This window comes from Dysgonomonas sp. Marseille-P4677, assembly GCF_016652235.1.
Taxonomy (GTDB): Bacteria; Bacteroidota; Bacteroidia; order Bacteroidales; family Dysgonomonadaceae; genus Dysgonomonas.
Map to the genome: position 1 here is coordinate 1 of NZ_JAEPKU010000047.1, position 17734 is coordinate 17734.

At 36.3% G+C, this 17734-nt stretch carries 21 protein-coding genes; 4 read left to right on the plus strand and 17 right to left on the minus strand.

Annotated features, from left to right (window positions below; all coding sequences use genetic code 11):
* Nucleotides 1-141 precede the first annotated feature (141 nt).
* Nucleotides 142-516 carry a DMT family protein gene (locus JGH11_RS09745; protein WP_201111395.1) on the plus strand — a complete coding sequence of 125 codons (375 nt, stop codon included), beginning with the start codon at nucleotides 142-144 and terminating at the stop codon, nucleotides 514-516.
* A gap of 163 nt (nucleotides 517-679) precedes the next feature.
* Here the strand turns inward: JGH11_RS09745 and JGH11_RS09750 are convergent, their stop codons facing one another.
* The 8 genes from JGH11_RS09750 to JGH11_RS09785 all read right to left on the minus strand — a co-directional run bounded on the left by JGH11_RS09750 (nucleotide 680) and on the right by JGH11_RS09785 (nucleotide 8134).
* On the minus strand, nucleotides 680-2017 hold the full coding sequence (locus tag JGH11_RS09750; protein ID WP_236263945.1) for a S41 family peptidase: 1338 nt from the start codon (nucleotides 2015-2017) through the stop codon (nucleotides 680-682).
* 154 nt (nucleotides 2018-2171) lie between these two features.
* Nucleotides 2172-3968 carry a 30S ribosomal protein S1 gene (gene rpsA, locus JGH11_RS09755; RefSeq protein ID WP_201111425.1) on the minus strand — a complete coding sequence of 599 codons (1797 nt, stop codon included), beginning with the start codon at nucleotides 3966-3968 and terminating at the stop codon, nucleotides 2172-2174.
* Between the two features lie 191 nt (nucleotides 3969-4159).
* Entirely contained in the window at nucleotides 4160-5197 is a 1038-nt protein-coding gene (locus tag JGH11_RS09760; protein WP_201111397.1) for an inorganic phosphate transporter, read from the minus strand.
* A gap of 13 nt (nucleotides 5198-5210) precedes the next feature.
* Nucleotides 5211-5858 (minus strand): DUF47 domain-containing protein, encoded by a 648-nt coding sequence (locus tag JGH11_RS09765; RefSeq protein WP_201111398.1) that lies wholly within the window; start codon nucleotides 5856-5858, stop codon nucleotides 5211-5213.
* A 160-nt stretch (nucleotides 5859-6018) separates the two neighbouring features.
* Nucleotides 6019-6660, minus strand: a complete 642-nt coding sequence (locus JGH11_RS09770) for a carbohydrate-binding family 9-like protein (protein ID WP_236263947.1) — start codon at nucleotides 6658-6660, stop codon at nucleotides 6019-6021.
* A gap of 11 nt (nucleotides 6661-6671) precedes the next feature.
* A complete protein-coding gene (locus JGH11_RS09775) occupies nucleotides 6672-7154 on the minus strand; it encodes a nucleoside deaminase (RefSeq protein ID WP_236263948.1) in 483 nt (160 codons plus the stop codon).
* 2 nt (nucleotides 7155-7156) lie between these two features.
* Nucleotides 7157-7759: a ribosome biogenesis GTP-binding protein YihA/YsxC gene (yihA, locus tag JGH11_RS09780; RefSeq protein WP_201111399.1), complete on the minus strand. Its 603-nt coding sequence runs from the start codon at nucleotides 7757-7759 to the stop codon at nucleotides 7157-7159.
* 12 nt (nucleotides 7760-7771) lie between these two features.
* Nucleotides 7772-8134: an MmcQ/YjbR family DNA-binding protein gene (locus JGH11_RS09785; protein ID WP_201111400.1), complete on the minus strand. Its 363-nt coding sequence runs from the start codon at nucleotides 8132-8134 to the stop codon at nucleotides 7772-7774.
* A 111-nt stretch (nucleotides 8135-8245) separates the two neighbouring features.
* Here JGH11_RS09785 and JGH11_RS09790 point away from each other — a divergent pair, with 111 nt between their 5' ends.
* The gene (locus JGH11_RS09790; RefSeq protein WP_201111401.1) at nucleotides 8246-8671 is read left to right on the plus strand and encodes a hypothetical protein; all 426 of its coding nucleotides are present in this window, start codon (nucleotides 8246-8248) and stop codon (nucleotides 8669-8671) included.
* Nucleotides 8672-8674: 3 nt separating this feature from the next.
* Nucleotides 8675-9160: a GNAT family N-acetyltransferase gene (locus tag JGH11_RS09795; protein WP_201111402.1), complete on the plus strand. Its 486-nt coding sequence runs from the start codon at nucleotides 8675-8677 to the stop codon at nucleotides 9158-9160.
* Here JGH11_RS09795 and JGH11_RS09800 read toward each other — a convergent pair.
* The 3 genes from JGH11_RS09800 to JGH11_RS09810 form a co-directional block, all read right to left on the minus strand.
* Nucleotides 9155-10372: an FtsX-like permease family protein gene (locus JGH11_RS09800; RefSeq protein ID WP_201111403.1), complete on the minus strand. Its 1218-nt coding sequence runs from the start codon at nucleotides 10370-10372 to the stop codon at nucleotides 9155-9157. The genes JGH11_RS09795 and JGH11_RS09800 overlap by 6 nt on opposite strands.
* A 2-nt stretch (nucleotides 10373-10374) precedes the next feature.
* Nucleotides 10375-10731: a 30S ribosome-binding factor RbfA gene (rbfA, locus tag JGH11_RS09805; RefSeq protein ID WP_201111404.1), complete on the minus strand. Its 357-nt coding sequence runs from the start codon at nucleotides 10729-10731 to the stop codon at nucleotides 10375-10377.
* Nucleotides 10732-10848: 117 nt separating this feature from the next.
* Nucleotides 10849-11493, minus strand: coding sequence for an O-methyltransferase (locus JGH11_RS09810; protein ID WP_201111405.1), 645 nt, complete (start codon nucleotides 11491-11493; stop codon nucleotides 10849-10851).
* A 195-nt stretch (nucleotides 11494-11688) separates the two neighbouring features.
* Between JGH11_RS09810 and JGH11_RS09815 the strand changes: the two genes are divergently transcribed.
* Nucleotides 11689-12042: a cupin domain-containing protein gene (locus JGH11_RS09815; protein WP_201111406.1), complete on the plus strand. Its 354-nt coding sequence runs from the start codon at nucleotides 11689-11691 to the stop codon at nucleotides 12040-12042.
* 92 nt (nucleotides 12043-12134) lie between these two features.
* Here the strand turns inward: JGH11_RS09815 and pyk are convergent, their stop codons facing one another.
* From pyk to thiE, 6 genes are all read right to left on the minus strand, one after another.
* The gene (gene pyk, locus JGH11_RS09820; RefSeq protein ID WP_201111407.1) at nucleotides 12135-13601 is read right to left on the minus strand and encodes a pyruvate kinase; all 1467 of its coding nucleotides are present in this window, start codon (nucleotides 13599-13601) and stop codon (nucleotides 12135-12137) included.
* A gap of 46 nt (nucleotides 13602-13647) precedes the next feature.
* A complete protein-coding gene (gene aroQ / locus JGH11_RS09825; RefSeq protein ID WP_201111408.1) occupies nucleotides 13648-14079 on the minus strand; it encodes a type II 3-dehydroquinate dehydratase in 432 nt (143 codons plus the stop codon).
* 154 nt (nucleotides 14080-14233) lie between these two features.
* Nucleotides 14234-15496 carry a PLP-dependent transferase gene (locus tag JGH11_RS09830; RefSeq protein WP_201111409.1) on the minus strand — a complete coding sequence of 421 codons (1263 nt, stop codon included), beginning with the start codon at nucleotides 15494-15496 and terminating at the stop codon, nucleotides 14234-14236.
* 113 nt (nucleotides 15497-15609) lie between these two features.
* Entirely contained in the window at nucleotides 15610-16416 is an 807-nt protein-coding gene (thiD, locus tag JGH11_RS09835; protein WP_201111410.1) for a bifunctional hydroxymethylpyrimidine kinase/phosphomethylpyrimidine kinase, read from the minus strand.
* Nucleotides 16417-16443: 27 nt separating this feature from the next.
* The gene (tenA, locus tag JGH11_RS09840) at nucleotides 16444-17091 is read right to left on the minus strand and encodes a thiaminase II (protein WP_201111411.1); all 648 of its coding nucleotides are present in this window, start codon (nucleotides 17089-17091) and stop codon (nucleotides 16444-16446) included.
* A gap of 3 nt (nucleotides 17092-17094) precedes the next feature.
* Nucleotides 17095-17733, minus strand: coding sequence for a thiamine phosphate synthase (gene thiE / locus JGH11_RS09845; RefSeq protein WP_201111412.1), 639 nt, complete (start codon nucleotides 17731-17733; stop codon nucleotides 17095-17097).
* Nucleotide 17734 lies beyond the last annotated feature (1 nt).

Below are 17734 nucleotides of genomic sequence, written 5' to 3' on the forward strand. Positions count from 1 at the left end.
ATATAGAACGAATGTTTTCATAAGCTATACCATGAAAATAAATGATTTCAAAGATAAGAATTTAAATTTTAAGATAACTCGAATACAAAAATTTGCTTTACTTTTGCGGTGCAAATTTTGAAATTGATAATTTATCAGAATATGAATTTAACAGGTCTCTATACAGTTTTACTACTTATTGCATCCAATATATTTATGACATTTGCCTGGTATGGACATTTAAAGCTTAAAGAATACTCATGGTTTGCAGCCTTACCATTATTCGGCATTATATTTATTAGCTGGGGAATCGCCTTTTTCGAATATTGCTTTCAGGTTCCGGCAAACCGATTAGGTTTTGAAGGTAATGGAGGACCATTTTCCCTGATGCAACTAAAAATAATACAAGAAGTAATTACACTTGTAGTATTTGTATTATTCAGCACTCTAGCTTTTAAAACAGAGGCTTTAAAATGGAATCATCTGTTAGCTTTTGTATTCCTTATTGCTGCTGTATATCTGATATTCAAGAAGTAAACATTGTCTTTTAATTATCAAACCATTACAAATAAAAGGTAACAAAAGTAACAGATTTTTTATACTTTTTCATGTGTAACTTTTCACTACTCTAAACAGCAATACAATCACCTTAGGTATAGATAATTGAGTATGACTTTTATAAATAAACCAATAGGGTGTGTTACTTTCCACTAAGATTAGATTTTATCTGATCGACTGCCTTTTCCAACACAATATCCCTATCCGAAAGAAAAGTGTTCTTCGTTTGATGAACTTCTATATCCGGCAAGACTCCCACGCCAACGAAAACAGTTCCATCTGGGGCTACATCTTTTCTTGCACAAATATTAGCCCAAGCCAACCCCTCAATCAGGGTGATCCGAACACCATTCCCAGTACTGCCTCCTGTTGGTGAACCGACAATCAAGCCACGTTTTGCAGACTTAAATCTCACACTAAGGTCTTCTGCAGAAGAGAATGTCCCGGCATTGATTAAGATCATTACCGGCTTTTTATATATCTCTTTGTCAATAGGAGCCAATGCTTTCGAAGTTCCGCTATACCATTCTGCCGGATAGTTCCACGAGGCATGAGTCGGAATGTACATTCTACTACTCCACTTGCTTGACTCTATTGGCTTGTCTATAAGATGTCGGAGTATATAATCGGCACGAGATGAATTACCTCCTCCATTATTACGTATATCAATAATCAATCCATCGGAAGTAAGAAGATTTTCATATATCTTATCAAAATCGTCATTCATGGAATCACTCATAAAATCTTTGATAGTCAATAGGCCAATATTATTGTCCAACAGCTCATATTTTATACTATAATATTCCTCTTCTATATCTTTACCATTATTTTTCGCTCTTTCTTTTTTTTGTATATCCCATATCATATTACGGTCTATCGAAATAGTTATGTTTTTATTCTTTTCTCTAAAACCAACGGTTATAGGTATAGTTCTCCTTCCTTTTGTAAGTTCATAGTTGGAGAAAGTATTGTGATACAGCCATTGAGGTGTTGAGCTTGGAATATATTTCCCTAGCACTTCTTCGGCATATGTAACAACATCTATCCCATCTATAGATACTACTTCCGTACCTCGCTTCACACCCTTATCTATAAGGGACGAACTCCATATCTTATCTACCAATACTTTACCCTCAACAAATTGGGTTGTAAAAGGTGCAGGTGTTATCCTATCCTCTCGAGGAATATCACCCCTATGGTATACATAGGTATGTCCGTCTTTTACGGATGCAGCCAGACTCTCCAGCTCTTTCAGATAAACATAAGTCTCTTTGATTTCTAATACTTTAGATATAGAGATCTCATACAGACTGTCCCAATCGAGCTTAAGCTGGTCGTAATATACGAAATTAGATCTCACCCCTTCCCACAAACGAGATAGACCTAATATTTTCTCGGTGTCAGTTAATACTCTTTCCTGAGACTTGATAGGAATAATAAATAATACACTTATAAAAAGCATAGAAAAGCATGATTTCATAGTATGTCAATTTATGTGATAAGCCTTATAATAGTTATACGCTAATTTAAAGAAAAGGTTACAACATATATATAAATAAAATTCGTTTATAAACAAAAAAAGAGGCAACCGATTAGTTGCCTCTTCCTATCTTGAATAAGATATTTACTTCTTATTAAGCTTCACCTCCAGAAAGTTTTTCTTTCAAAGCAGCCAATTCTTCGATATCTCCTAGTGTAGTTTTTTCTACGTTAGAAGATTGAACAACTGTATCTTCTTTTTCTTTCTTGGCTGTTTTCTTTGCTTTCTTATCTGCTGCTGCTTCTTTAGCCTCTGGTTTTTCATCTTCAAACACACGGCTATGAGAAACAATAATTCTCTTAGAGTCTTTGTTGAATTCTATTACCTTAAAGTCTAATTTCTCATCAACTTTAGCTTGAGAACCATCTTCTTTCACTAAATGCTTAGGAGTGGCAAATCCTTCAACACCATAAGGTAGAGAGATTACAGCACCTTTATCAACCATTTCTACAACCGTTCCTTCATGTACAGAACCTACTGTAAAGATAGTTTCAAATACATCCCAAGGATTTTCTTCAAGTTGTTTGTGGCCTAAGCTCAAACGACGGTTTTCTTTATCTATCTCAAGCACCTGAACTTCAATATCAGCTCCTATTTGAGTCATTTCGCTAGGATGTTTGATTTTCTTAGTCCAAGAAAGATCTGAAATATGGATTAGCCCGTCTACGCCTTCTTCTATTTCAGCAAATACACCGAAGTTAGTGAAGTTACGAACTTTTGCAGTATGCTTGCTTCCTACAGGATATTTCTCTTCGATATTACCCCATGGATCTGGTTTCAATTGTTTGATACCAAGAGACATTTTACGCTCGTCACGATCAAGAGTAAGTACTACAGCTTCTACATCGTCACCAACTTTCATAAAGTCTTGTGCACTGCGTAAGTGTTGAGCCCAGCTCATTTCAGAAACGTGAATCAAACCTTCTACACCTGGAGCGATTTCAATAAATGCACCATAATCAGCCATAACAACAACTTTACCCTTCACCTTATCGCCAACTTTAAGTTCAGCGCTAAGAGCATCCCATGGATGTGGAGTCAATTGTTTCAAGCCAAGAGCAATACGTTTCTTATCGTCATCGAAATCAAGGATAACGACATTGATTTTCTCATCCAATTTAACAACTTCTTCCGGATGTTGAACACGTCCCCAAGATAGGTCTGTGATATGGATAAGTCCATCTACGCCACCAAGGTCGATAAATACACCATAAGATGTGATGTTTTTAACTGTACCTTCAAGCACCTGTCCTTTTTCAAGTTTCGAAATGATATCTTTCTTCTGTTGTTCAAGTTCAGCTTCGATAAGAGCTTTGTGAGAAACAACAACGTTTTTGAATTCGTGATTGATTTTCACAACTTTGAACTCCATTGTTTTACCAACGAATACATCATAGTCGCGGATTGGTTTCACGTCGATTTGAGATCCAGGCAAGAAAGCTTCGATACCAAATACGTCTACGATCATACCACCCTTAGTACGGCATTTGATGTAACCTTTAATAATTTCATCTTTTTCAAGAGCTTCGTTAACGCGATCCCAAGAGCGTGTAGCACGTGCTTTCTTGTGAGAAAGGATAAGTTGTCCTTTTTTATCTTCTTGGCTCTCGATGTATACTTCTACTTCGTCACCAATTTTCAGATCAGGATTGTAGCGAAACTCATTCATTGATACAATTCCGTCCGATTTGTAACCGATATTAACAACAACTTCACGTTTGTTCATAGCAGTTACTTTACCCATTACCACTTCCTTGTCATTTACTTTATTCAACGACTGGTCATAGGTTTCTACTAATTCTTCTTTGCTCTTACCTGAATAAGAGTCTCCAAGTTCATACGCATCCCAGTCAAAATCAGCAACCGGTTGTACATTTTTTAAATTATCAATCATTCAATTTTGATCTGGCGCCAGTCCTGATCAGTATCATTAATTTGTTAAACATACTTGCTAAAAAGCGGGGCAAAGATACTGCTTTTCAACGTATAATACAATTATATTGACTGAAAATATTAAATAAATAAGCGTGAGATAAAATTATCGTCTCACGCTTACAATTTATCTTAAATTTTAATTACAGCTCATTGAACTATTAAGCTTAAGCCATGATAAACTAACATCGCCATCACTGCACTAACGGGTATAGTCAACACCCAAGCAATCAGCAAATCTTTAGTAACACCCCAGCGTACTGCTGAAAGGCGTTTCACCGATCCCACTCCGATAATACTACCTGTTATAACATGCGTTGTACTAACCGGCACATGAAGAATCTCAGTAATAAATAACGTTAACGAACCTGCTGTTTGGGCACAAAATCCTTCAATAGGAGTAATCTTTGTTATCCGATTCCCCATTGTTTTCATAATTTTCCATCCTCCGCAAACTGTTCCAAGTGCAATTGCTGTAAAACAAACAAGAGGTACCCAATCGTGCATGTCGTTCATAGAACTCATCTGGAGCCAAGGATGAACATCCGGATTAGATTGAGAGAATGCGATTAATGCGGCAGCAATAATACCCATTACTTTCTGGGAGTCATTCAATCCATGCCCTATACTCAGCAAGGCCGATGAAACAAGTTGTAAATTTTTGAACCATCGGTCAGCTTTTCCCGGCTTTATCTTTTTCACCAAATGCAATGTTATAAGCGTAATCATATTTCCTCCGACCATACCTATGAGTGGTGCTACAACTATAAACAAGGCTATAACACCTATCACTCCGGCATGAACAGCCTGAAATCCTGAAGCGGCAATACCCGCGCCGGCAAATCCTCCGATAAGCGTATGAGAAGAAGAAGAAGGGATACCCAACCACCATGTAATAAGATTCCATGTGATAGCAGCGACTAGTCCGGCTATTATAACAAGGGAGGGATTTGCTATAAAACTCATATCTACAGTCTTAGATACTGTATCGGCAATACCAAATCCTCCAATAAGAAATTTCGCAATAAAATAAGCGACAAAATTAAAAAATGCAGCCCAAATAACTGCTTGAGTAGGAGTAAGAACTTTTGTAGAAACAACGGTCGCTATTGAATTAGCAGCATCATGAAATCCGTTGATAAAATCGAAGACTATGGCTAAGACAATAATTATTATCAGTAATGTCATTTCAGTTTTTTAATTACGAGTACTTAACAATCATTGTTTTTATAATTTTACCCACTGCCTCAGCAGCATCAGTAGCACGCTCTAGTTCGTGAAGAATATCTTTCAGTTTTATTACTTCTATAGCATCTGTTTCATTTTCAAACAAATCGATCAAGAAATGTTCATAAACATCATCTGCCTTTTTCTCTATCACACCTAACTGCTCACAATATTCTTTAATGTTTACAGTACTTTTTTTCAAAACCCCAAGTTCGTCTATCGCCTGAACCAAAAATCCGGCAGACTCACGAACAAACATAGCCAATCTCGCAGCTGCTTCAGGCATCTCCTTTGGACTGTAAAGCATTATGCGCTTAGCACAGCTATTAATCAAATCTGTAACATCATCCATTGTGGCTGACAGATGATTAATATCTTCCCTATCGAAAGGAGTAATGAAAGTCTCATTCAACTCTTCGAAGATCTGGTTTTGGATACTGTCTGCCTTACGCTCTTGTTCTTTAATCTGCTTGTAGTATTCTACAGCTTCAGCGTGGGTTGTTACTTGTACACATTCGATAATGAGATCCGATGCGGCCAGAATAACCTGAGCCATATCGCTCATAAGAGGAAAGAATTTGTTTTCTTTAGGTTTGAACCTATCGAAGAAATTATTTTTCATAAAAATTTAAATATATTCCATATTTAGAGAAACTACAGAAAATCTGTAATTTCAACGCATGCAAAGATAAAAAAAAAAGTATTCGATGAAAGATTTTTTAACATAAAAATAAAAGACATATCTATCTATAAATTTGAATGTTAGCTCAATTTGTATATTTTCATTCAAAAATTAATTCGCAAAAGAATGGAGGCACATGAAAATTAGGTTTCTCAGTAGATATTGGGCTCCATGACAAATAGTGAGGTTCTGTTAAATTATCCCCACATTTATAAAAATTACCACGAGCATTTAAGCCTTTAAATGTTTTCAATCCTGATTGCCAATATGCTGATACAGGAACTACAACCAGTAAATCCCATTTAAAATATCCTTGTCTATTATCGAAGGATTCCAAACCAAGGCTGGGATACCGCTTTATAGAGGACATTACCTCCGGGCTTCCATAGACGACATCCTTCCGCTCTATCCTATTACCTAACAAAGCCTTACCTATACATGATAATTCGAGATTGTAGTAACTTGGAGAATCATTTATTTGTATAAAAAACTCTACGCACGAGTCTGTCCAAACAGCTCCATTATCTTCCTCCACCTTAGCTAAAATCTCATTCTCCTCTACAAAGTATTGTAGAAAAAGATGCGTCCTATTATGAGCTATTTTGAAATAAACTATGGGGTTCGAAGGATACAATTCAGGCCAATTAACTTGTTCAATACTAGTTTCAGGTAAAATTTTCAGTATATCTTTGATAAGATTAGGATCATTAACGTTTTCTACTATAACTTCTGGAACAATCATTATCTCTAATATTAATAATTAATTCTGTTATCATTCTCATTCCATAGACGAAAAGCCTCAAGAGATTCTTTACGCATGAAATGTATCGCTTGAATAGATCTCTTTTCCGGCTTCAGATCAATTTGATCATATATAAATGAATCATCAAAACCAATCTCTTTTGCATCCTCTTTGGTACAGCCATAGTATATTTTATCTATATGCGCCCAATATATAGCGGCCAAACACATAGGACATGGTTCGCAGGATGTATAAATTTCACATCCCGATAAATCGAAAGTTCCTAGTTTTTTACAAGCTTTCCTAATAGTAGTAACCTCAGCATGAGCTGTAGGGTCATTATGAAGGGTCACACAATTGTGTCCTTGAGCAACGATTACCCCATCCTTTACAACTACAGCACCAAATGGGCCTCCTCCTTTAACAACACTCTTTTCAGCCAATTTTATGGCTTTTTTCATGAATTTAGGCTGATTCTCCGACTTTGTTTTCATTACTATTTTACTATATCTTTATTTATCTGCTCTATATAATTAAGGATATCATCAGCGCCTAGCCTGTGCTCTGCTGATGTATAGAAAACCGGTGGAATTTCCTCCCATACTTCTTTTAATGAATCAATATACGCTTCCACATTCTTGGTCAAGGCTCCTTTACTCAATTTATCTATTTTAGTAAAAACGATAACAAAAGGCACGCCTTCTTCTCCAAGCCAATTCATAAACTCAATATCTATCTTCTGAGGTTTGTGACGGCAATCCAACAAAAGGAACAAACAAGTTAGTTCCTGCCTCTTCAATATATAACTATCAATGATCTTCCGTATTTGCTCACGCCCGTCTTTACCTCGCTGAGCAAAGCCATATCCGGGCAAATCGACCAGATACCACTCATTATTTATAACAAAATGATTTATCAATTGTGTCTTGCCTGGTTTGGATGAAGTCATAGCAAGCCCTTTCCTATTTGTCAGCATATTGATAAGAGATGACTTACCTACATTTGAACGGCCAATAAAGGCATATTCAGGCTTCCCATCGTCAGGACATTTCTTATAATCGGTATTACTAATCAGAAATTCGGCACTCTTTATAATCATGTTATCTTTTTTTTACAGATTTCTATATTCTTCTTGCTTCTTTATAGGTAATTTCTTTATCACCTCATTTATAGAACAATTTATCAATTCTTTTATCAAATCGTCAGGTACATCTTCTTTCAAGGAAACCCGATTCCACATCAATCCTTTTGTATGCGTTCCATGTATCACACCCTGATACTGCTCTCTTAAACTCACAGACATTTCCGGGTCACATTTCAAATTGACACGAAACACCCCATCTTTAGGCTCAAGTCCTATATAAGCAAACATTTTCCCAACAACTTTAAATACCAAGGTTTTCTCATCAAATGGAAAAGACTCTGACGCCCCTTTTACAGAGATGCAATAATCTCTCAATTCTTCTACATTCATAAAGTTCACTTTTGATATCTCAACACAAAAATAGTTTAAAAATATGAATATCTTTGCCTCATGAACATAACATCTTACATGTTGTTTTTAAGAATATAAGATCAAACTATTATGACAGCAAAGAAAATCTTCATAACAATTGTAAGCCTTATCATTATAGGATTACTTACTTTCGGATATATCTGGTACAATGTCCCATTTAGTGATTCGGGCGTAAAAGCCGGCATATTAAATAATGTAAAACACAAAGGCATTATATTCAAAACTTATGAGGGTGAGCTCATTCAATCCGGATTTGGACAAGGAATGCAAGGGCTACAATCTAATGAATTTCAATTTTCAATTGATGATAAGGAACTTGCAATTAAATTAATGTCGATGAGCGGACAAAATGTAAAACTCCATTATAAAGAATATTACGGAAGGCTGCCATGGCGAGGTTATTCAAAATTCGTAGTAGACAGCATAGTCTCTGCTGAACCATTCGATAAGAATAAAGACACACAGGTTCCGCCCGAACCATTAATAGCGCAATAGCTCATGATAAGAGATATAAAGCCGGATGATGCGAAGAGAATCGCAGAAATATATAACTACTACATAAAAGAAACCATCATTACTTTCGAATACGATACTATAAGCGAATTCGATATAAAAAGACGCATAGAAAAGATACAGCAGAAAGGCTTTCCTTTTTTTGTTTATGAAAAAGATAATGAGATTGTAGGATATGCCTACCTTAGCAATTGGAGGGAAAGGATAGCCTATGATATCACATTAGAAACAAGCGTATATCTCGATCAAAAAGCTATTGGCAGTGGTATAGGCAGTATTTTGTATAAAGAGTTGATCGACCGTGCACAGAAGATAGACATACATTCGCTAATAGGAGTTATCTCCCTACCTAATATAGGAAGCCAAAAGCTACATAAAAAATTCAATTTCGAACTGATTGGATGCTTTAAAGAAGCAGGTGTTAAATTTGGGAAGCTAATCGATGTGGAGTTTTGGCAGTTAATTCTATAATCGCTTACGCAAACTATTTACCGGATATATCACTGCTAAAAAACCAATAAAAGTAACTGTCAAGAATATGAGGATAATATCCTGTGGTTGCACAGAAACTGGATAGGCATCTATGACGAATGCCCCCGGAGACGAACCGAGTTTTAGCAAGCCAAAATATTGTTGAAGTAAACACACAAACAATCCAATAAATAAACCGACAATAGCTCCAACAAGATTTATCAACCAACCTTCAAGTAGAAATATTTTTGTAATTAGTTTATTACTCGCTCCTAAATTTTTCAACACCGCTATATCTTCATTCTTTTCAATTATCAGCATAGACAATGATCCTACTACATTAAATGCAGCAATAACAAGTATAATAGCCAGTATAAGAAAGGTAACCCATTTCTCTACATTTACCATCCGGTAAAGACTCTCTTGTTGTTCAAAACGATCTTTGACTAAATAGTCATCACCAAGAATAGAATGGATCTTATCCCTAACACGGCTTACATCTTCCCCAATTTTCAATTTCATATCGATAGACGAAACTTCCTTATCATATCTCAGAAGATCACGAGCCAGATCAATAGATACAATCAGCATTTGGTCGTCATATTTAGCTTGATTCAGAGCAAAAACCCCACTAATAAAAGCCTCTGAATGATCGAAAGCTGTTGATGGATTTGCCGGATTTACTTTTACGTTTCTTTTTGGAACATATATTTCTACCGGATCTATGAAATTTGCTCTTACATTCAATAGCATAGCCAAACCTGCTCCAATTACACCATTGTCTATATCACCTTCCCGTAAGATAAATTTTCCATCAATTATAAGACTGTCGATATGTGCCAAGCTTTCAAACTTAGGAGAAACACCTTTCAAGACAATAGGCTCTTGGCGGTCTCCATATTTTAACAAAGCATTCTCTTCGAGAGATTCTGAAACAAATGCAATCTCAGGAAGATTTAAAACACTCTTTATTTTATCATTATCGGGATTAAATACTTTCCCTTGCGCTGGAGTTATCTGTAATTCAGGATCAAAAGCACTAAAAGTCTTGGCCACAACGTCTGTAAAACCATTGAATACAGACAAAGCACATACTAAAGCTGCTGTAGCAACAGTAATTCCACACACCGAAATAAACGATATGACATTAATTGCATTATGCGACTTCTTTGCGAAGAGGTAACGCCTAGCTATATGAAGCGCTAAATTCAAGACTATTCTTCCTTATTTTTATTATCCGCCCCTAGCAGTTTATCTATATTCTCAAGATAATCGAGCGAATCATCCAGATATAGAGATAATTCAGGAATAACCCGCAGCTGTTTCCCTACCTTTTGCCCTAAATCGAAACGAAGTTGCTTCACATTTGTTTGGATATTTTTAAGTATATCGGCTCCCTGATCCGAAGGAAAAATACTCAAATAGACTTTGGCTAATCCTAAGTCCGGACTTACACGTACTGTACTCACCGAAACGAGTACACCACGCATTTGCTGTGTTTGCTTTCTGAATATTTCGCTTAATTCTTTCTGAATAAGACGGTTTATCTTTTGTTGTCTAGTAGTATCCATTTCAAATTATTTTTGGGTACAAAGATAATACTTTTCGGTTAACAGTAATCAGTTAATACTCAACAATAACATTCTATCGAAGACCCCCGGGAAGACTTATGACATACTAACTTGTACTTATTTTTTCCAGATTAGTGTCAATCCATCTCTAACCGGCAATATCACCTTCTCCACCCTATCATCCCGGGCTATCAAATCATTAAATTCCTGTATGCCTATTGTTTGTTTATCCGATGGTTTAGCTACGTCAAGCACATGTCCATCCCAGAGGGTATTATCAGCAATAATGAGTCCACCTGAGCGCACCTTATCAAATATCATATTATAATATTCTATATAATGCCGTTTATTAGCATCTATAAATACGAGATCGAATATCCTGTCGATTCGAGGAATGATAGTCATCGCATCACCAATATGCAGATGTATATTATCTTTTAGTTTGGTTTTATATAAATATTTGAGGATGAAATCTTCTAGCTCGTCATTCACTTCTATAGTATGTATTTCCGCTTCATCCACTGCACCTTCGGCTAAGCAAAGGGTTGCATAAGCAGTATACGTCCCCAATTCGAGGATATATTTCGGTTGCATCATCCGACAGAACATTTTTAACATACGACCTTGAAGATGTCCCGAAAGCATACGTGGCTTTAACAGGTTTACATGAGCATCTCTGTTCAATTGTCTCAATAGATCACCCTCTTCGTCGATATGAGAAAGGATATACTGTTCTATATCTTCGTTTTTATCGATATTCATAATTAAATAGAAAAATAAAGTACAAAGCTAAGATATTCATTTAGTAATTAAATAGAAAAAAGACTCTGTTATTAGAAATATTTATTAACTTTAAGTGTCTACTTAAAATTCCGCTGTAATTACCTGAGCCCAAAAGGGCTTTTTATATAAATTGAAATAGATTCAAAAATATTGCACCTTTAAAATTTTAGAATTATGAGTAGAGTGGTAGATAAAAATTCAGCGCCTCATTACTTCTGGGGCGATAAATGCAGTAGCTGGATTCTCATGAGCAGAGATTCCTTATCTGTAAAGATAGAAACGATGCCGGCCGGAACAAAGGAAACTTTACACTTCCATTCCGCTTCGCGCCAATTTTTCTTTATATTAAAAGGAGTAGCACAGTTCTATGTCAATGGCAAAATTTTTACACTTAAAGAGCAACAAGGAATAACAATCGAACCTATGATGAAGCATTATATTGCAAACGAATCACCAGAACCAATCGATTTTATTCTTGTGGCACAGCCTGATAACGACACATCAAATGATAGAACAGATGTTGAATAAAAACAAAGGGTATCTTGATCAAGATACCCTTTATTATATAAAATATAGACGAGAGTAAATTTACAATTATACTCTTCGTCTACTATTAATGTTTAGTTTACTGGAACTTCAAAAGCATCGCCAGCATCTATAACTCTACCAACACCGTTGATTTCAAGGAATGATGTTCCTTTTCCTTCGCCGAATGAACCGCTTAGATAAGCAACAGTATCTTCTTTCTTGATTAATCCACGTTCTAATAAAGAGTTAAGCGCTTTCAAGAAATATTGTTTATGCTGATGAGTTGTAAATCCGGTTGACTCCTGATAAGAAGCTTCTACGCCATAACAAACTGCAAGTTGACGAGCAACTGCATCGTTACAGCAAATAGCATAAACAGGGCATTTACTGCGGAAAGCAGCTATTGTGCGAGCTGTACGACCAGTATAGCTATCAGTAATAATAGCGTTAAGACCTAGTTGTGTAGCAGCTTTTACTGCTTGTTTAGCCAAGAAAGAAGTAGTGTCATATTCTTCATCTTTGAAAGGAACAGGAATTACTTTTTCTTCAAGTTTAGATTGTTCTGCAGCAGCAGCAATCTGTGCCATTGTGCGTACAGCTTCAACAGGATATTTACCATAAGCCGTTTCTCCACTCAACATCACAGCATCAGTTCCATAATATACTGCATTTGCAATATCGGTAACCTCTGCGCGTGTAGGACGTGGATTTTCGATCATTGTATGCAACATTTGAGTTGCTACGATAACCGGTTTTTTATATTCTATAGCTTTACGGATAAGTAAACGTTGGATTCCAGGAATTTTTTCCTGCGGAACTTCAATACCAAGGTCTCCACGAGCAACCATAACGCCATAAGCTGTTTCATAAATTTCGTCGATATTATCAACACCTTCTTGATTTTCGATTTTAGCGATAATCTTGATAGGACTATTATGTTCGTCAAGAATTTTTTGAACATCAAGCACATCTTGTTTATGTCTCACAAACGAGTGAGCAATAAAGTCAGCATTATGTTTAATTGCAATCTCGATGCTTCTTCTGTCTTTCGCTGTAATAGATGGAAGATTTACACTAACTCCCGGTATATTTACACTTTTACGGCTACCGATAGTCCCATCATTTTGCACTTCGCAAAGTAAGTAATCAGCAGTTTTATCAACTACTTTCAAACCAGTTTCACCATCATCGATCAGAAGTGTGCTTCCAACAGGTACATCCTGTACAATACTAGGATATGACACCGATACTTGTTCAGGAGTAGACAATACATCCAGATTACCAATCACTTTAAGTTTATCTCCTGTCTTAACAACGATTTTTTCACCTGTAGCTGTAGCTGTAGTACGTATCTCAGGACCTTTTGTATCCATCATAATACCGATATGGTTAGATACGGCACGTACATTTGTCATAACTTTCACAAAGCCTTCTTCTGTCATGTGGGCAGAATTCATTCTCACTACGTTGATTCCTTCATTATACAATGATTGAATAAAATCAACATCACAACGCATGTCTGAAATTGTAGCTACAATTTTCGTTTTCTTCTGAGTCATAAATGCAAAATAATTTAATGTATATAGTTTTCTTTTAAATTCAGCCTTATTGTCCTTTTTTATTTTTTAGAAAAAAGGCTATTGCAAGGTCGTATGATAACAAACCCAATCCTACTACAGAACCTTTACATGCAGCAGCAATCATGGATTTATGACGAAACTCCTCACGTGTATGTATATTCGATATATGAACTTCTAAAACCGGAGTATCGATTGCCTTAATAGCGTCGTGGAGAGCAATGGAGGTATGTGTATACGCTCCTGCATTAAGCACAATTCCATCGTACGAAAACCCTACTTCGTGAAGTTTATCTATTAGCGAACCTTCGTGGTTTGATTGAAAATAAAATAATTCACAGTCCTTGTTTGTCTCTTGTAAATGAGAAAAGTAAGTTTCGAAAGAAGTATTTCCGTAAACATCCGGTTCTCGCTTGCCTAAAAGATTCAAATTCGGCCCGTTTATTATTAGTATCTTCATTTTTATCAGTTATTTACCTCTAAATTTATACTGAGATCGATTTAGAGGGACAAAAATACTATTTTTCTTTGAAAGAATGGTATAATACTCGAGTATTGTATTGATAAATATAAAGAATTTACATTAATTTAATTTTCCTCATAAATTTGCCGTCCTAGCCCAATATGGCTAAAGCCTGTTCAATATCACCCTGTAAATCAGATACGTCTTCCAATCCCACAGACAAACGCATCAAGTTAGGCTCAATCCCCATTACTGTTTTCATTTCGGGAGAGAATGTTCCGTATATCGTAGATTCGGGGTGTATTATTAATGTTTTATTGTCAAATAAATTTGTTGCTCTACGGATAATCTGCAATTTATCCATAAACTTATAACACGCCTCCCTGCTTTCGAGGCTAAAAGTTAGCATTGCTCCAGGATTTCCGTAAAACAAATTATCCGAAATGCTTTTATATTTTGAGCTTTCCAATTTAGGATAACCGACTTTAACTATCTCTTTTTGATCAGACAAGAATTGAGCCAATTGATAAGCAGATGATGACATTTTTTCGTATCGCAATTGTAATGTCTCCATTCCTAATGCCTGAAGAGAAGCGGTTTCCGGATCCATGGCCGCTCCGATATTACGTGCAATCTCACGCTTTAGCTTAAATGAAAACTGAGACATCGTAGCTGTTTTTGAAACTGTCTTCAAACGTTTATTATGCGCCCAATCGAAAGTTCCATAATCGAGAATAGCTCCTCCAATAGTAGTAGCTCCTCCCGATATATATTTCGTTGTAGATACTACCTCTATATCAACACCTGCCTTACGGGGATCAAAAGCACACCAAGGAATAACTGTCGTATCAACAATCATCGGTACATTACGAGCCTTAAGTATTTTTGATATTTCCGGCAAATCAGCTATCTCGAGGTGAGGATTAGTTATCAACTCACAAAAGAACGCACATGTATTTTCATCTATGGCAGAAGCAATTTCTTCCAAGTCGTCAGTATTTACAAAGCGTACTTCGACGCCGAATGCAGCTAATGTAAATTTGAACAAAGAAAAAGTATTGCCAAAAAGGTGTGGTGAAGTAACAATGTTGCTTCCTGCATATGCCAACGAAAGAAACGTATTGGATATAGCCGCCATACCTGAAGCCACCATCATAACATTTTCGGCACCGGACGCTGCCTGTATCTTATGCTCCAAATTTTCTACCGTAGGATTCGTTATCCTCGTGTAAGTATGGGACGCTATTTCTTCTTTATACTGGAAAGCATTAGCTATACTTTCTGAATCGGGAAATTCGAATGCAGCATTACGGTAAATTGGCATTGCAATTGCTCCATGCGCATCTTTTCTCTTAAATTTCTCGTTTATGATCCGTGTGGAAAACCCTTTGTTCCGAGAGTCGTTTTTAGCCATCGATTTATGACGTTTGAAAATTAAAATCCAAAGGTAAAAAAGTCTAATGGAATTTTGGTGACAATATGATGAAATATGATTATAAATACCATAAATATGTTAGACATCCAATATTACCAGAAATCAAAAAAGTGATGTACGGGTCCATGACCTTTCCCTATCTCATAGTCTGCACCGGCAATTATGGCATTATTGATATAATCTTTGGCTTTTCGAACAGCCTCGTTCAACGACACCCCCTGAGCCAAAAACGCAGCAATAGCAGAAGAGAAAGTACAGCCTGTACCATGTGTATTTTTTGTACTTACGCGTTTAGAAGTAAGCTCTATAACTTCATTGGTTTCGGCATTATAAAATACATCAGTAAGCATATTATCGCTCAAGTGCCCTGCTTTTAACATGACTGACACTTTATTTCCAAACGATAAATCTTTCACTACAAGTGATAAATCTTTTTGGCTTACAATCTTCGTACCTAGTAATATCTCAGCTTCGGGAATATTCGGGGTTATAACTCTGACAAATGGTATCAATTCATTCTTTAATGTCTCGATTGCTTCATCTTGCAAAAGCTTATCTCCCGATGTAGCTACCATTACAGGATCTAATACAATATTATTTATATTATACAGAGACAATGTATCTTTAACAGCAAGTATAAGTTCAGATGAATGGAGCATACCAATCTTAATTGCATCAGCTCCGACATCACTAAGCACCGACTTAATTTGCCCCGTTACAAAAGGAACCGGAATGGGATGTACACCTGTTACACCTACTGTATTTTCGTCTACAACGGCAACTATTATTGTTGCTCCATAACATCCACAAGCAGAGAAGGTTTTCAGATCAGCCTGTATGCCTGCTCCTCCACTAGGATCGCTACCCGCAATAGATAGTGCTATTTTATAATGTTTCATACGTTATACGATTTTTTAATTTTGTTATTATACAGGCCATTTCTCTAGTCTAAAAGCACTGTCCCAAAACAACCACTCCATTTTTGAACACATAACATAAGCATCTGTCATAGCTTGACGTTGTTCTTCGGTACATTTATCAGCCAACTGATCACAGATTGAGATTGCCATATTTACTGATTTTTCAAAATCATCCCCACCATATGCATCAATCCATGTCTGATAAGGATTTTCTCCTTTAATCTGGTGCGCCAAGATATAATCACCGACTTCTTTATAAATCCAGAAGCAAGGCAATACCGCAGCAACAATTACCTCAACAGGTGCATTAGCCAATTGCTTTAGAAGAAAGGAGGTATAAAGCAAGCAAGCCGGAGACATATTATTATCCTTTGATTGTCCTTTTAAGAATGTTGCATGCAAGGCTTTTTCTACAAGCATTGATTCTCCAGCAAAATGAAGAAAAGCACTTATATGTTCGGGGTCATTTAATTTAGATGCTATAGCGGTTAAGACTTTTCCATAGTCGGCTAAATACAAAGCATCCTGCTGTATATAAAATATAAATTTGTCATATTCTAATGAACCGTCGATCAAACCATTTATAAACGGTTGTTGTAATATTTTTTCATATATTGGTTTGGCTGCGTTCCACGCTTCTTCACTCCATTTCATACCTCATTTGTTTTTTGTTTCATCTATTATTTTTCTCAGTTGTATTGCAGATTCTTTGGGATCGGTAGCCGACATAATAGCGGAAACAACCGACAAACCATCAGCTCCGGCCAATATTATATCTTTTGCATTCTTTATATTAATACCTCCAATACCTACACTTGGATGTTCGCTTATTTGGCTTATTTGGCGCACGCCATCCAAACCAAAAGCCAACGCCGTATCTGTTTTAGTAGAAGTACTAAATACTGGTGATATCCCAATATAATCTACATCAAGTTTATTAGCATCAATCGCATCACTAATACTCTCTACTGAAAGACCTATTATCTTATCTTTCCCTAACAATTTCCGTGCAATAGTATAAGGCATATCGCTTTGGCCTATATGCAGCCCTTCAGCATCACAAGCTAAAGCTATATCAAGCCTGTCATTTATTATTAGAGGTATATTATATTGCTTCAGACATGCTTTTAGTCGTACTGCTAAATCATAAAAGTCTTTAGTCGAACAATCTTTTTCACGCAGTTGCACCATTGTCACACCTCCTTTTACTGCCTCCTCCACAACATCTTCCAATGGACGTCCCAGTGACAATGAACGGTCAGTAACTAAATACAAACTCAAATCGAAGGGGATCATA

Bases quoted from the DNA above. Each gene is read 5' to 3' on its own strand.
- JGH11_RS09815 (WP_201111406.1), top strand. From the start codon at position 11,689: ATGAGTAGAGTGGTAGATAAAAATTCAGCGCCTCATTACTTCTGGGGC.
- rbfA (WP_201111404.1), bottom strand. From the start codon at position 10,731: ATGGATACTACTAGACAACAAAAGATAAACCGTCTTATTCAGAAAGAA.
- JGH11_RS09785 (WP_201111400.1), bottom strand. From the start codon at position 8,134: ATGAATGTAGAAGAATTGAGAGATTATTGCATCTCTGTAAAAGGGGCG.
- yihA (WP_201111399.1), bottom strand. From the start codon at position 7,759: ATGATTATAAAGAGTGCCGAATTTCTGATTAGTAATACCGATTATAAG.
- thiE (WP_201111412.1), bottom strand. From the start codon at position 17,733: ATGATCCCCTTCGATTTGAGTTTGTATTTAGTTACTGACCGTTCATTG.
- pyk (WP_201111407.1), bottom strand. From the start codon at position 13,601: ATGACTCAGAAGAAAACGAAAATTGTAGCTACAATTTCAGACATGCGT.
- JGH11_RS09745 (WP_201111395.1), top strand. From the start codon at position 142: ATGAATTTAACAGGTCTCTATACAGTTTTACTACTTATTGCATCCAAT.
- JGH11_RS09760 (WP_201111397.1), bottom strand. From the start codon at position 5,197: ATGACATTACTGATAATAATTATTGTCTTAGCCATAGTCTTCGATTTT.
- tenA (WP_201111411.1), bottom strand. From the start codon at position 17,091: ATGAAATGGAGTGAAGAAGCGTGGAACGCAGCCAAACCAATATATGAA.
- JGH11_RS09765 (WP_201111398.1), bottom strand. From the start codon at position 5,858: ATGAAAAATAATTTCTTCGATAGGTTCAAACCTAAAGAAAACAAATTC.
- JGH11_RS09750 (WP_236263945.1), bottom strand. From the start codon at position 2,017: ATGAAATCATGCTTTTCTATGCTTTTTATAAGTGTATTATTTATTATT.
- JGH11_RS09775 (WP_236263948.1), bottom strand. From the start codon at position 7,154: ATGAAAACAAAGTCGGAGAATCAGCCTAAATTCATGAAAAAAGCCATA.
- aroQ (WP_201111408.1), bottom strand. From the start codon at position 14,079: ATGAAGATACTAATAATAAACGGGCCGAATTTGAATCTTTTAGGCAAG.
- thiD (WP_201111410.1), bottom strand. From the start codon at position 16,416: ATGAAACATTATAAAATAGCACTATCTATTGCGGGTAGCGATCCTAGT.
- JGH11_RS09795 (WP_201111402.1), top strand. From the start codon at position 8,675: ATGATAAGAGATATAAAGCCGGATGATGCGAAGAGAATCGCAGAAATA.
- JGH11_RS09790 (WP_201111401.1), top strand. From the start codon at position 8,246: ATGACAGCAAAGAAAATCTTCATAACAATTGTAAGCCTTATCATTATA.
- JGH11_RS09770 (WP_236263947.1), bottom strand. From the start codon at position 6,660: ATGATTGTTCCAGAAGTTATAGTAGAAAACGTTAATGATCCTAATCTT.
- JGH11_RS09810 (WP_201111405.1), bottom strand. From the start codon at position 11,493: ATGAATATCGATAAAAACGAAGATATAGAACAGTATATCCTTTCTCAT.
- JGH11_RS09830 (WP_201111409.1), bottom strand. From the start codon at position 15,496: ATGGCTAAAAACGACTCTCGGAACAAAGGGTTTTCCACACGGATCATA.